Here is a 13609-nt window from a genome sequence, read left to right as displayed (position 1 = left end):
ACCTACTCCGCCGCTCGCAGGTCGAGACCGATGTCGAGGATCGGCGAGGAGTGGGTGAGGGCGCCGACCGCCAGGTAGTCGACGCCGGTGTCGGCGTACTCCTTGGCGTTCTTCAGGATGAGCCGGCCCGAGACCTCCAGCACGGCCCGGCCGTCGACGACCGCGACGGCCTCGTCGCACTCGCCGGGGGTGAAGTTGTCCAGGAGGATCAGGTCGGCGCCCGCGTCGACGACCTCGCGCAGCTGGTGCAGGGTGTCGACCTCGACCTCGATCGGTACGTCCGGGAAGGCGTCCCGCACTGCCTTGAAGGCCTGGGCGACGCCGCCGGCGGCCACCACGTGGTTGTCCTTGACGAGCGCCGCGTCCGACAGGGACATGCGGTGGTTGACGCCGCCGCCGCAGCGGACCGCGTACTTCTCCAGGGAACGCAGGCCCGGGGTCGTCTTGCGGGTGTCGCGCACGCGCGCCTTGGTGCCCTCCAGGACGTCCGCCCACGCGCGCGTGGCGGTCGCGATGCCGGACAGGCGGCACAGGAGGTTGAGGGCGCTGCGCTCGGCCGTCAGGAGGTCACGGGTGCGGGTCGTGACGCTGAGCAGCTTCTGGCCGGCCTCGACGCGGTCGCCGTCCTCGACGTGCCGCTCGACCTCGAACTCGTCGGTGCAGACCACGGAGACGACCGCCTCGGCGATCCGCAGGCCGGCGACGACGCCGCCCTCGCGGGCGGTGAAGTCGGCGGTGGCGCGGGCCTCCTCGGAGATGGTCGCGACGGTCGTCACGTCCACGCCGTGGTCGAGGTCCTCCTGGATGGCGACGTTGGCGATGTCCTCGACCTCAAGGGGGTCGAGGCCGGCGTCGGCGAGGAGGGCGGCGAGCGCGGGGTCGAGGCCGCACTCCAGGTAGACGTCGTCTGCCATGTCGGGGTCGGCGCCGCAGGCGCAGCCGTCGCCGCAGCCGCCGCTCTGGGCGAGGGGAAGGTCGGGGGTGCTCACTGCTCTCACTGCTCCTGGGGACGGTGCTCCGGCTGATGATGCCGGGTCGGGGGGAAGTCTGCGGTGTCGGTGGTGTGTACGGCCAGCGTCCGGTCGGGATTCAGCCGTACGACGATGTGGCGGTGCCAGGCCGTGTCGTCGCGCTCCGCGTGGTCCTCGCGCCAGTGGCAGCCGCGGGTCTCCTCGCGCAGCCGGGCGGCGGTGACCAGGACCCGGGCCACGCACAGGAGGTTGGTGGCCTCCCAGGTGTCGACGCCGGGCTCGGCGGTCTTGCCGTTCTCGTCGAGGGCGTCGCGGGCGTCGACGTGCAGTTGCTGGAGCGCCGCCGCCGCGGTGTCCAGGGAGGCGGCCGAGCGGAGCACACCGGCGCCCTCGGTCATGATGCGCTGGATCGCGAAGCGGGCCTCGGGGGCGAGCAGCGGGTGCGCGGGCTTCTCGGGGTGCGGGACGGGTGCGGGCACGCGCGCGTGGAGGCCGTTTCCGGCGTGGGCCGCGGTGATGTCGGCGACGATGCGCTCGGCGTACACCAGGCCTTCGAGGAGGGAGTTGGAGGCGAGCCGGTTGGCGCCGTGGACGCCGGTGCAGGCGACCTCTCCGCACGCGTACAGGCCGGGGACGGTCGTGCGGCCCCGGGAGTCGGTGCGGACGCCGCCGGAGGCGTAGTGGGCGGCCGGGGCGACCGGGACGGGCTCGGTGACCGGGTCGATGCCGTGGGCGCGGCAGGAGGCGAGGATCGTCGGGAAGCGGTGCTCCCACATGTGGGCGCCGAAGTGCCGGGCGTCCAGGAACATGTGCTCGGCGCCCTGTTCCTGCATGCGGCGCATGATGCCCTTGGCGACGATGTCCCGGGGCGCGAGTTCGCCGAGTTCGTGCTGGCCGGTCATGAACCGCACTCCGTCGGCGTCGACGAGGTGGGCGCCCTCGCCGCGTACCGCCTCGGAGACGAGCGGCTGCTGGCCCTCGGCGTCGGCCCCCAGGAAGAGCACCGTGGGGTGGAACTGGACGAACTCCAGGTCGCTGACCTCGGCGCCCGCGCGCAGGGCGAGGGCGACGCCGTCGCCGGTCGACACGGACGGGTTGGTGGTCGCGGAGAAGACCTGGCCCATGCCGCCGGTGGCGAGGACCACGGCGGGCGCGTGGACGGCTCCCACGCCGTCGTGCTGGCCCTCTCCCATGACATGCAGGGTTACGCCCGCCGTACTGCCGTCGGCGTCCGTCAGGAGGTCCAGGACGAGCGCGTTCTCGACCGTGCGCAGGCCCCGCGCGCGGACGGCCTCGACGAGCGCGCGGGAGATCTCCGCGCCGGTCGCGTCGCCGCCCGCGTGCGCTATCCGGCGGCGGTGGTGGCCGCCCTCGCGGGTCAGTTCCAGTCCGCCTTCGGAGGACTCGTCGAAGTGGGCGCCGGTCTCGATGAGCCGCCGTACGGCGTCCGGTCCCTCCGTGACGAGGATCCGGACGGCCTCCTCGTCGCACAGGCCCGCGCCGGCCACCAGGGTGTCGTCCAGGTGCTGTTCGGGGGTGTCGCCCTCGCCCAGGGCCGCCGCGATGCCGCCCTGGGCCCAGCGGGTGGAGCCGTCGTCGAGGCGGGCCTTGGTGACGACGACCGTCTTCAGGCCGGCCGCGTCGCAGCGCAAGGCCGCGGTGAGTCCGGCGACACCGGAGCCGACGACCACGACGTCGGCGGACAGGGCCCAGCCGGGGGCGGGGGCGTGCAGCCGTATGCCGGTGGAGGTGCTGGTGGTGGGGCCTGTGGTGCTCACAAGGCGGCTCCGGGGGTTCCGAAAATGAGAGGGATGTTGTCGATCAGCCGGGTCGTCCCGACCTTGGCTGCGACGGCGAGGACGGCTTCGCCCGTGAAGTCGTCCGGGATCTCGGTGAAGTCGGCGGGGTCGACGAGCGCGAGGTAGTCGAGGACCAGCGGGGGGTGGAGGCGGGCCGCGTCGTCCAGGAGGAGGCGGGCGGCGGCCCGGACGGCGGCGGGAGCGCCTCCGGGGACCTTGGCGACGGCGTGCGCGTCGGCGGCGGCGCGGGATTCGCCGAGCGCGCTGAGGGCCTGGGCACGCGCGTGCGTGGCGGGTACCTCGCGGGCCCGCGCGCGCAGCGCCTCCTGGGCGGCGTGCCGGTCGCTGCCGGCGAACAGGGCCTGGGAGAGGGCGAGCGCCGTACGCCGTTCCTCCGGGGAGAGGTAGCGGTTGCGGCTGGACCGGGCCAGGCCGTCGGCCTCGCGCACGGTCGGGACGCCGACGATCTCCACGCCGAAGTTCAGGTCGCGGACCATCCGGCGGATCATCGCGAGCTGCTGGGCGTCCTTCTGCCCGAAGAAGGCCACGTCGGGCCGGGTGAGGTGGAGGAGCTTGCCGACGACCGTGAGCACGCCGTCGAAGTGCCCGGGACGCGTGGCCCCTTCCAGCCGCTCCCCCATCGGGCCCGCGGTGATCCGCACCTGGGGTTCGCCGCCCGGGTAGACCACGTCCACGGAGGGGGCGAACACGACGTCCGCGCCCGCCTGTTCGGCGAGTGCCACATCGGCGTCGAGGGTGCGCGGGTAGCGGTCGAGGTCCTCGCCCTTGCCGAACTGGAGGGGGTTCACGAAGACGGTGACGGTCACGAAGCCCTTGGGGCCGACGTGTGCGCGGGCGGCCCGGATCAGTGCGGCGTGGCCTTCGTGGAGGGCGCCCATGGTCATGACGACGGCGTTGTGTCCCGGCACACCGATGTGCGCGTGGGCGTCCGCGAGACCGTCGGTGTCGGACACGAGTCCCCAGAATCGGCTGCTCATCGCTCTCCCCCGTCGGTCTTCGGGCTTCCGGGACTCGCGGGCGGGTTCGTGCCCTCCGCGAGCACCCCGAGGAGGTCCTCGGCCAGCTCCGGCTTGAGCAGGCCGTGCGCGAGCGCGCGGTCGGCGGTCGCGCGGGCCATCGCCAGATAGCCGGCGACGCTCTGCGGGGAGTGCTTGCGCAGCTCCGTGACATGGGCGGCGACGGTGCCCGCGTCCCCGCGCGCGACGGGGCCGGTGAGGGCCGCGTCCCCGGAGCGCAGCGCGTTGTCCAGGGCGGCGCCCAGCAGCGGGCCGAGCATCCGGTGGGGGGATTCGACGCCGGCCGCGCGCAGCAGGTCCATGGACTCGGCGACCAGGGTCACCAGGTGGTTGGCGCCCAGGGCGAGGGCCGCGTGGTAGAGCGGGCGGCTCTCCTCGGCGATCCATTCGGGCTCGCCGCCCATCTCGATGACGAGGGCTTCGGCGGCCAGCCGCAGCTCGGGGCGCGCGGTGACCCCGAAGGAGCACCCGGCGAGCCGCTGGACGTCCACGGGGGTGCCGGTGAATGTCATGGCGGGGTGCAGGGCCAGCGGCAGCGCGCCGGCCCGCAGGGCGGGGTCCAGGACCTTCGCGCCGTACCGCCCGGAGGTGTGGACGAGCAGCTGTCCCGGGCGCACGGCGCCGGTTTCGGCGAGGCCTTCCACGAGGCCGGGCAGGGCGTCGTCCGGGACGGTCAGCAGCACCAGTTCGGCGCGTTCCATGACCTGGGCGGGCGACACGACGGGCACGTCCGGGAGCAGTTGCGCGGCCCTGCGGACGGAGACGTCCGAGACCGCGGAGACGGCCACCGGACGGTGTCCGGCGAGTTGCAGGCACGCGGCCAGCGCGGGACCCACGCGTCCGGCACCGATCACGCCCACGGTGAGCCGCGCGGGGCGGTCCCTGGGGTCTGGCTGTTGGAATGTACTCACTCGACGACGGCCTTCCCGTTCCAGTCCGCTCGGGGTACCGGACGATGTACCGGACGATTTCTCGTCATGTTAACGCGATCGGTCCGGGCGGCGTCCGGTTGTCCACAGGCTGTGGGCACCCGCACTCCGTCCGCGCACGGTCGGCGGAAATCCGGGTGACCGCCCGATCCCGCGCGCGGGATGATCCCCGGCATGAGCGATACGGCGGGCGAGAGCGGTCGACCGGACGAGGAACCCGGCACGGACCAGAACACGGATCAGGGCTCTGAGCAGGGCACTGAGCAGAGCAGGAAGGAGCGGCGGCTGCGGCGCCGGGCAGCCCTCCGGGGCGCCGAACGGGTCCTGGCACGCCCGGGGTTCCTGGGGACGATCGGGCAGCGGCTGGCACTGCTCGACGAGGCGCGCGAGTCGTACGACCTGGACGAGCCGTCCGACATCTACGGCGGCGGGATCGTCGAGACCCTGGAGGAGCGGGTCGCCGGACTGCTCGGCAAGGATGCCGCCGCCTTCTTCCCGACCGGCACGATGGCCCAGCAGGTGGCCCTGCGCTGCTGGGCGGGCCGTACCGGCAACCCGGCCGTCGCCCTGCACGCGCTCGCCCACCCCGAGGTGCACGAGCGGAACGCGTTCAGCACGCTCGGCGCACTGCGCCCGCTCCGGTTGACGAGCGAGCCCCGGCTGCCGACGGCCGACGAGGTGCGCGACTTCGACGAGCCCTTCGGGACGCTGATGCTGGAACTGCCCCTCCGGGACGCCGGTTTCGTGCTGCCCACCTGGGAGGAGCTGTCCGAGGTGGTGGCGGCGGCGCGGGAACGCGACGCGGTGGTGCACTTCGACGGGGCCCGCCTGTGGGAGTCCACCACCCACTTCGGCCACCCCCTGGACGAGATCGCGGACCTCGCGGACAGCGTCTACGTGTCGCTCTACAAGTCCCTCGACGGTTACGGCGGTGCCGTCCTGGCAGGCCCGCGAACCCTCGTCGACGAGGCGAAGGCCTGGCGGCACCGGTACGGCGGCGCGGTCTTCCAGCAGTTCCCGACGGTCCTGTCCGCCCTCGTCGGCCTGGACCGCGAGCTGCCCCGCCTCCCGGAGTACGTGGCCCACGCGCGCGTGGTCGCCGCCGCGCTGCGCGAGGGCTTCGCGGCGGCCGGGGTGCCGTGGGCGCGCGTCCACCCCGAGGTGCCGCACACGAACGAGTTCCAGGTCTGGCTGCCGTACGACCCCGAGGTCGCCGCGGAGGCCGCGGTCAGGCAGGGCGAGGAGACGAAGACCCTGCTGTTCGCCAACGAGTGGGGGCGCGGCGGCCCGGGCATCGCGGTCACCGAGGTGTTCGTCCGCGCGGCCGGCCTGGAGTGGACGCCGGACGACGTGAAGGCGGCGGTGGCGGAGTTCGCGGGGCGGCTGTAGGGCCCGCAGGAGCGTCCTCGCGGGCACTCACCGGGGCGTTGTCAGTGGTCGGGTGCACCATGTGGACATGAGCGTGAGCATCGACGTGCGCGGGCTGGGGCGGGAGCGGATCACCGTCGTGCCGTCACCGCTGGCCGAGCTCGGCATGGCGCTGCACGCGCTGTCCGAGCCGGGGCACCACCCCCGGCTCCAGGGCTGGGCGACGGGAGTGACCGCCGGGCTCGACCCGCATCTGGCCGACCGGATGTGCGAGGCCGACTTCCTGTGGCGCTCCACGTTCTCGGACCTCTTCCTGCCCTACGCGGGTCTGCGCGCGGGCACCCTCCCCGGCGGCACGCTCGGCGCGGAACTCGACCAGCTCGACCGGTTGACGGACGAACAGTTCGTGGACGCCGCACTGGAGTTCACGTGCGCGCTGCCGTACGACGAGCAGGGCGCCGGCGCGCTCACCGACCCCACGGCGCGGCAGCGTGCCCTCGACCTGGCCGTCTCGCGCGGCCCCGGCAGGCTCCGGTTCACCAGACGCCTGCTGGACGACCCGCCCCGGATCCGCACCTGGCTGCGACAGCTGCTGGTGGACTGCGAGGAAGCCTTCTTCGCCGAGACGTGGTCCCGGCTGCACCCCCAGCTCGTGGCGGACGCCCGCCACAAGACGGACCTCCTGCACCACAAGGGTCTGCCGGAGGCGCTGGCCTCGGTGTCGTCCGCGGTCACCCTCGACGAGGCCGCGGGCCGGATCACCGTCGACAAGCTGGGCAGCGGCCACACCACGGCGGCGGGCAGCCTCCTGCTCGTCCCGACGAGCCTGGGCCGGCCGCATCTGATGGTCCTGCACCGGTACGGCTGGCAGCCGGTCCTGCACTACCCGGCGGGCTCCACCGAGCTCGCCGCCCCTGCCTCGGTCGAGCAGCTCGGCCTGCGCCTGACCGCGCTGTCCCACCCGGTGCGGATGCGGCTCTGCCGCCAGCTGGCCCGCAGCTCGTTCACGACGACCGAGCTGGCGCGGACGCACGACATGACGGCACCCGAGATATCCCGGCACCTCGCCGTCCTCAGAAAGGCGGGGCTGACCACCACCCGCCGCCGCGGCCGGTACGTCCTGCACCAGCTGGACGTCACGATGGTGGCCCGGCTGGGCAGCGACTTCCTGGAGGGCATCCTCAGATAGCCGCCTCAGCCGGCCGCCTCCGGTGGCCGTGGACGACCGGGGTGACGAACAGGCGGTCAGCCACCCCCGCCGGCCCGCACGAGCCCCGTCTCGTAGGCGAGGACGACCACCTGCACCCGGTCCCGCAGCCCCAGTTTGGTCAGGATGCGGCCCACATGGGTCTTCACGGTCGCCTCCGACAGCACCAGCCGGGCCGCGATCTCGCCGTTCGACAGGCCCTGGGCGACCAGGATCATGACCTCACGCTCACGGTCGGTGAGCCGCTCCAGCTCCTTGTACTGGGGCTGCTTGCCGGTGGCCGGCAGCATGGGCGCGAACCGGTCGAGGAGCCGCCGGGTCGTCGAGGGTGCCACGACCGCGTCGCCGCTGTGCACGGAACGGATTGCGGTGAGGAGTTCACCGGGCGGCACGTCCTTCAGCATGAAGCCGGAGGCGCCCGCCTTCAGCCCGGAGAAGGCGTACTCGTCGAGGTCGAAGGTGGTCAGGATGAGCACCTTGGGCGGGTCCTCGCCCTGGCAGATGCGCCGGGTGGTCTCCACCCCGTCGAGCTTCGGCATGCGTACGTCCATCAGCACCACGTCGACCTCGGTCTCCCGGAGCACCTGGAGCGCCTCGACGCCGTCGCCCGCCTCCGCCACGACGTCCATGTCCGGCTGGGCGTCGAGCACCATCCGGAACCCGGTGCGCAGCAGCACCTGGTCGTCGACGAGCATCACACGGATGTGCATGGCGGGGTCCTCCGGTCGGTACGTGTCGAACAGCAGTGCGTTGATCGAACGTGCACGTGTCAGTGGGCGGGTTTGAGCGGCAGCAGGGCGCTGATGCGAAAGCCGCCGCCCGGGCGCGGGCCCGCGTCCAGGGTGCCGCCCACCATGCCGACGCGCTCGCGCATGCCGATCAGGCCGTGGCCCTGTCCGTCGGCGCCGCCCTCCTCGTAGTGCTCGTGCGGGGCGCCCTTGCCGTCGTCCTCGACGAGCAGGCCGAGGCCGTCGTCGAAGTAGACCAGACGCACGCTCGCTCCGGTGTTCGGACCGCCGTGCTTGCGGGTGTTGGTGAGGGCCTCCTGCACGATGCGGTACGCCGTCAGCTCCACGCCGCTGGGCAGCGGGCGCGGGGTGCCCTCGATCTTGTAGTCGACGGGCAGGCCGGAGGTACGGCACTGCTCGATCAGCTCGTCGAGCTGCTCGACGTCGGGCTGCGGAACGTACTCGCAGCCCTCCTGGTGCTCGCCGGTGCGCAGGACGCCGAGCAGGCGGCGCATCTCGGCGAGGGCCTGGCGGCCGGTGCCGGAGATGGTCTCCAGGGCCTTCTTGGCCTGTTCGGGGGCGGTGTCGAGGACGTAGGCGGCGCCGTCGGCCTGGACCACCATCACGGAGACGTTGTGCGCGACGACGTCGTGCAGCTCGCGGGCGATCCGGGCGCGCTCGGCGGCGACGGCGACCTTGGCCTGTGCCTCGCGCTCCCGTTCCAGCCGGGCGGCGCGCTCCTCCAGCTGGGCGAAGTAGGCACGCCGGGTGCGCAGCGAGTCGCCGAGCACCCAGGCGAGGGCGAACGGCACCGCCAGGAAGACCATCAGGGCGAGATTGCCCGCGGTGCTCGACTCCTTCTCCGGCCAGCGCAACTGGGCCAGCGGGGACGCGCACAGACCGCCGATCAGCGCGAAGCGCGAGGCCCAGCGGGGCCCGCTCACCGCGACCGTGTAGACGATCACCAGCAGGGCGAAGTCGGCGGGCACCGGCTCGGTGTCCAGGACCAGTTGCGCCACCCCGACCACGGCGGCCAGCACGAGCATCCGCTCGGGCACGCGCCGGCGCAGCGCGATCACCAGGCACAGCAGGACCGTCAGAACGGCGGTCACCGCCGGGGACACGGCACCCGGGTTCTCGTTCTGGACGGCTCCACTCAGCATGGAGATCCCGAACAGGAAGACGGCCCAGAAGCCGTCCACCCATGCCGGGTGTCTGCGGAGGAAGTCATAGACGCGTTGCACGTAACCCAGCGTAGGGATGCGTTGTGCGTGCCGGGGTCAACCGGAGGGTCGATCCGCAACGCCCCCGCGTACTCCGCAAGGTGGAGACCCACTCCCCTGGGCGGCGGGGGTGCAGGCCCTAGCCTGACCCCGTGACAGCAGAGACGGCGGGCGCCTCGGCGGGCCGGACAGCGGGCGAGTGGCGCGGCTGGCGTGCGGCGACACAGGAGGCGCTGTACGGCGAACAGGGGTTCTACCGCCGGCCCGAGGGGCCCGCCGGGCACTTCCGTACGTCCGTCCACGCGTCGCCGCTCTTCGCCGGTGCGGTGGCGCGGCTGCTGTGCCGGGTCGACGAGGCGCTGGGCCGCCCCGCGTCGCTCGGCTTCGTCGACATGGGCGCGGGCCGGGGCGAACTCGTCACCGGTGTCCTCGCGGCCCTGCCCCCGGAGGTGGCCGCCCGCGCGCGCGGGTACGCCGTCGAGCTGGCCGACCGCCCCGCGGACCTCGATCACCGTGTCGAGTGGCTGCCCGAGCCCCCGGGCGGCCTCACCGGCCTGCTGTTCGCCAACGAGTGGCTGGACAACGTCCCCGTGGAGGTGGCGGAGGTGGACCGCGCGGGCGTACCGCGCCTGGTCCTCGTACGGCCGGACGGGACCGAGCGGCCCGGGGAGCCGGTCGCCGGTGCGGACGCGGAGTGGCTGGCGCGGTGGTGGCCGCTGCCGCCGGAGCCGGGGCTGCGGGCCGAGATCGGGCTCCCCAGGGACACCGCCTGGGCCGCCGCCCGTGCCACTGTCGGCCGGGGGCTGGCCGTCGCCGTCGACTACGCGCACACGGCGGGCGCCCGGCCGCCCTTCGGGACGCTCACCGGTTTCCGGGCGGGCCGCGGGACGGCACCCGTGCCGGACGGCTCGTGCGACCTGACCGCCCATGTGGCGCTGGACGCCTGCGCGGGCCCGGGAGCGCGCCTGCTGACCCAACGGGAGGCCCTGCACGCCCTCGGGGTGTCCGGCGGGCGCCCTCCGCTGTCCCTGGCGTCCACGGACCCCGCCGCGTACGTACGGGCCCTGGCGGGCGCCGGAGAGGCCGCCGAGCTGACGGCGACGGGCGGCCTGGGGGACTTCGGGTGGCTGGTGGAGCCGACGGGAATCCCCGACCCGCTCCTCTGACCTCCGAGGACCCGCTCCCCCGAAAGACCCGCTGTCAGGGCCTCTGGCCTGCTCGACTGCGTCTCACCTGCCTACTTGTCCCTACTTGTCGATGTCTCCGACCACGAAGAACAGCGACCCCAGGATCGCCACCATGTCCGCGACCAGCGTCCCGGGCAGCAGTACCGCCAGTGCCTGGATGTTGTTGTAGGAGGCCGAGCGCAGCTTCAGCCGGTACGGGGTCTTCTCGCCCTTGCTGACGAGGTAGTAGCCGTTGATGCCGAGGGGGTTCTCGGTCCACGCGTACGTGTGCCCCTCGGGCGCCTTGAGGACCTTCGGCAGACGCTGGTTGATCGGGCCGGGCTCCAGTTCGGCGAGGCGGTCGAGGCAGGCGTCGGCCAGGTCCAGCGCGTTGTGCGTCTGCTCCAGGAGGCACTCGAAGCGGGCGAGACAGTCGCCCTCCTGCCGCGTGACCACCTTCAGGGTGTCCTGGAGCTCCCCGTACGCCAGATAGGGCTCGTCCCGGCGCAGGTCGAAGTCGACGCCCGAGGCGCGCGCGATCGGCCCGCTCACGCCGTACGCGTGCACGGCCTCCGGCGGCAGCACGCCCACGCCGCGCGTGCGCCCCCGGAAGATCTCGTTGCCGAGGACCAGGTCGTCGAACCGGTCCATGCGCGAGCGCACGGACGACACGGCGGCACGCGCGCGTGTGGACCAGCCCGCCGGGAGGTCCTCCTTGAGCCCGCCCACGCGGTTGAACATGTAGTGCATGCGCCCGCCGGAGACCTCCTCCATGACGTTCTGGAGCTCCTCGCGCTCCCGGAAGGCGTAGAACATCGGGGTGATGGCGCCGAGCTCGATCGGGTACGAGCCCAGGAACATCAGATGGTTGAGGACCCGGTTCAGCTCGGCGAGCAGCGTGCGCGTCCACACCGCGCGCGTGGGGACCTCCATGCCCAGCATCCGCTCCACGGCGAGGACCACGCCCAGCTCGTTGGAGAACGCCGACAGCCAGTCGTGCCGGTTGGCCAGCATGATGATCTGACGGTAGTCACGCGCCTCGAAGAGTTTCTCCGCGCCGCGGTGCATATAGCCGATCACCGGCTCCGCGCGCTGGATCCGCTCGCCGTCGAGCACCAGCCGCAGCCGCAGCACGCCGTGCGTGGACGGGTGCTGGGGGCCGATGTTGAGCACCATGTCGGTGCTCTCCGCGGCGCCGCCGATACCGACGACGGTCTCCGTGGGCTCCGCTTTCCCCGTGGTCTCCGTGGCCTCCGTCATGGGACTCATGGACACAGTCTGTCGTACGTACGCTTGCGGTATGGAGACGGGGAGCCCGGAAACCACGGGCGAAACGCGAGGCGAAGGGCACGACGCGGGGCACGGCGAACCGGTGTGGACCGGGCTGCCGCGGGACCTGCTGCGGATGCGCCGGCTGCTGCTGGCGGTCTGGCTGGTTCCGCTGACGCTCGGCGCGGGGCTGCTGCCCGGCCTGCTCGCCGGGCCCGCCTGGGCCGCCTTCGCGCTGCTGCCGCTGGTCCTGCTGCTGTGGGGCTGGCGGATGCTGGGCCGCAACTGGGCCTCCTGGCGGTACGCCGAGCGCTCCGACGACCTGCTGATCAGCAGGGGTGTGCTGTGGCGCGAGGAGACGATCGTGCCGTACGGGCGGATGCAGCTGGTCGAGGTGACGTCGGGGCCCGTCGAACGGCACTTCGGGCTGGCGAGCGTGCAGCTGCACACGGCCGCCGCCGCGACCGACGCGCTCATCCCCGGCCTCGAACCGGCGGAGGCGGAACGGCTGCGGGACCGGCTCACCGAACTCGGCCAGGCCCGATCGGCGGGGCTGTGACGACGCCCGGCACCGAGACGGACGTACCCACCGAGGACGGCAAACAGCCGGTCGTCGAGCAGCGGCTGCATCCCGTCACACCGCTCAGGCGCGCGTGGGCGCCGGTCGCCGTGCTCATCGGGTGGGCCGTGCATGACCCCAACCAGGCGCAGCGGCAGCTGACCCGGCTGACGACCACGACCCTGCTGCTCGGCCTCGCCGTGTGCCTGGTCGGAGGCGCGCTGTACGGCTTTCTGACCTGGTGGTTCACCCACTTCGCGGTGACCGACAGCGAACTGCGCATCCGTACCGGCCTGTTGTTCCGGCGCACCGCGCACATCCGGCTCGAACGCATCCAGGCCGTCGACATCACCCAGCCGCTGCTGGCCCGGGTCGCGGGCGTCGCCAAGCTCAAGCTCGACGTCGTGGGGACGGACAAGAAGGACGAGCTGGCCTACCTGGGCGAGGGGCACGCGCGTGCCCTGCGGGCCGAACTCCTCGCCCGCGCCGCCGGGTTCGCGCCCGAGACCGCGCACGAGGTGGGCGAGGCCCCGTCCCGGCAGCTGCTGCACATCCCCGCGCGCGTGCTGGCCGTCTCCCTGGTGCTGACCGGCGCGACCTGGGGGTCGCTGGCCGCCGCGCTGGTCGTACCGCCGGTCCTCTGGTTCGCCACCCACAGCCTGTGGACAGTGCTCGCGACGGGCGTGCCGCTGCTCGGCGCGGCGGGCGCGAGCAGCGTGGGCCGGTTCGTCAGCGAGTACGACTGGACGGTCGGCGAGTCACCGGACGGGCTGCGCATCGACCACGGCCTGCTGGACCGCACCCACGAGACGGTGCCCCCGGGGCGCGTGCAGACCGTACGGATCGTGGAACCGCTGCTGTGGCGGCGGCGCGGGTGGGTCCGGGTGGAGCTGGACGTGGCGGGCTCGTCCAACTCGGTGCTGGTGCCGGTGGCCCCCCGCGAGATCGCGGAGGCGGTGATAGGCCAGGTGCTGCCCGGGGTGACGGTGCCCGCCTCGCTGTCGCGTCCGCCGCGCCGGGCGGGCTGGTGCCTGCCGTTCTGGTGGCGCGGTTACGGGATCGCCGTCACCGACAGCGTCTTCGTCTCCCGGCACGGACTGCTGCGGCGCAGCCTGGCCCTGGTCCCGCACGCCAAGGTCCAGAGCGTACGGCTGGAGCAGGGCCCCTGGGCGCGCTTCAAGGGCCTCGCGGACGTCCATGTGGACACGGGGGCCAACAAGACCGTCACAGCCGGTCTACGGGACGCCCAGGAGGCCGCGGAGTTGCTGCGCGGGCAGGCCGAGCGTTCCCGGACCGGACGGCGGGACGCGCGGCCGGACCGGTGGATGGCGTGACAGGCACCCACGTCCGATC

At 73.3% G+C, this 13609-nt stretch carries 12 protein-coding genes; 5 read left to right on the top strand and 7 right to left on the bottom strand.

What is annotated here, in order from left to right; translation table 11 throughout:
* Nucleotides 1–2: 2 nt before the first annotated feature.
* Genes nadC through OG595_RS24420 form a run of 4 tightly spaced genes read right to left on the bottom strand, consistent with a single transcriptional unit; the run spans nt 3 to nt 4718 of the window.
* Nucleotides 3–989, bottom strand: a complete 987-nt coding sequence (nadC, locus tag OG595_RS24435; protein WP_329275402.1) for a carboxylating nicotinate-nucleotide diphosphorylase — start codon at nt 987–989, stop codon at nt 3–5.
* 5 nt (nt 990–994) lie between these two features.
* Complete coding sequence (locus OG595_RS24430) at nt 995–2749, bottom strand: L-aspartate oxidase (RefSeq protein ID WP_329275398.1); 1755 nt, start codon at nt 2747–2749, stop codon at nt 995–997.
* Nucleotides 2746–3768 (bottom strand): pantoate--beta-alanine ligase, encoded by a 1023-nt coding sequence (gene panC / locus OG595_RS24425; RefSeq protein WP_329275396.1) that lies wholly within the window; start codon nt 3766–3768, stop codon nt 2746–2748. The genes OG595_RS24430 and panC overlap by 4 nt, the downstream gene beginning before the upstream one ends.
* Nucleotides 3765–4718, bottom strand: coding sequence for a Rossmann-like and DUF2520 domain-containing protein (locus OG595_RS24420; protein ID WP_329275393.1), 954 nt, complete (start codon nt 4716–4718; stop codon nt 3765–3767). The genes panC and OG595_RS24420 overlap by 4 nt, the downstream gene beginning before the upstream one ends.
* A 192-nt stretch (nt 4719–4910) precedes the next feature.
* On the opposite strand from OG595_RS24420, the gene OG595_RS24415 reads away from it, so the two are divergent.
* Entirely contained in the window at nt 4911–6125 is a 1215-nt protein-coding gene (locus tag OG595_RS24415) for a threonine aldolase family protein (protein WP_329275390.1), read from the top strand.
* A gap of 67 nt (nt 6126–6192) precedes the next feature.
* The gene (locus tag OG595_RS24410) at nt 6193–7293 is read left to right on the top strand and encodes a DUF5937 family protein (protein WP_329275387.1); all 1101 of its coding nucleotides are present in this window, start codon (nt 6193–6195) and stop codon (nt 7291–7293) included.
* Between the two features lie 56 nt (nt 7294–7349).
* Here OG595_RS24410 and OG595_RS24405 read toward each other — a convergent pair whose 3' ends face one another.
* Together OG595_RS24405 and OG595_RS24400 are read right to left on the bottom strand one after the other, a co-directional pair.
* Nucleotides 7350–8021, bottom strand: coding sequence for a response regulator transcription factor (locus tag OG595_RS24405; RefSeq protein ID WP_329275385.1), 672 nt, complete (start codon nt 8019–8021; stop codon nt 7350–7352).
* A 59-nt stretch (nt 8022–8080) separates the two neighbouring features.
* Nucleotides 8081–9283, bottom strand: coding sequence for a sensor histidine kinase (locus OG595_RS24400; protein ID WP_329275383.1), 1203 nt, complete (start codon nt 9281–9283; stop codon nt 8081–8083).
* 131 nt (nt 9284–9414) lie between these two features.
* Here OG595_RS24400 and OG595_RS24395 point away from each other — a divergent pair, with 131 nt between their 5' ends.
* Complete coding sequence (locus tag OG595_RS24395) at nt 9415–10428, top strand: SAM-dependent methyltransferase (protein WP_329275381.1); 1014 nt, start codon at nt 9415–9417, stop codon at nt 10426–10428.
* 81 nt (nt 10429–10509) lie between these two features.
* Here OG595_RS24395 and OG595_RS24390 read toward each other — a convergent pair whose 3' ends face one another.
* Nucleotides 10510–11688, bottom strand: coding sequence for an NADH-quinone oxidoreductase subunit D (locus OG595_RS24390; protein ID WP_329283153.1), 1179 nt, complete (start codon nt 11686–11688; stop codon nt 10510–10512).
* Nucleotides 11689–11728: 40 nt separating this feature from the next.
* On the opposite strand from OG595_RS24390, the gene OG595_RS24385 reads away from it, so the two are divergent.
* On the top strand, nt 11729–12256 hold the full coding sequence (locus OG595_RS24385; RefSeq protein ID WP_329275378.1) for a PH domain-containing protein: 528 nt from the start codon (nt 11729–11731) through the stop codon (nt 12254–12256).
* Nucleotides 12253–13590, top strand: coding sequence for a PH domain-containing protein (locus OG595_RS24380; protein ID WP_329275376.1), 1338 nt, complete (start codon nt 12253–12255; stop codon nt 13588–13590). Before OG595_RS24385 ends, OG595_RS24380 begins: the two co-directional genes overlap by 4 nt.
* Nucleotides 13591–13609: the final 19 nt, after the last annotated feature.

It is taken from the genome of Streptomyces sp. NBC_01451, from assembly GCF_036227485.1.
Taxonomy (GTDB): domain Bacteria; phylum Actinomycetota; class Actinomycetes; order Streptomycetales; family Streptomycetaceae; genus Streptomyces.
The sequence above is the reverse complement of the archived record's forward strand: the minus strand, read 5'-3'. Positions and strand labels throughout refer to the sequence as shown.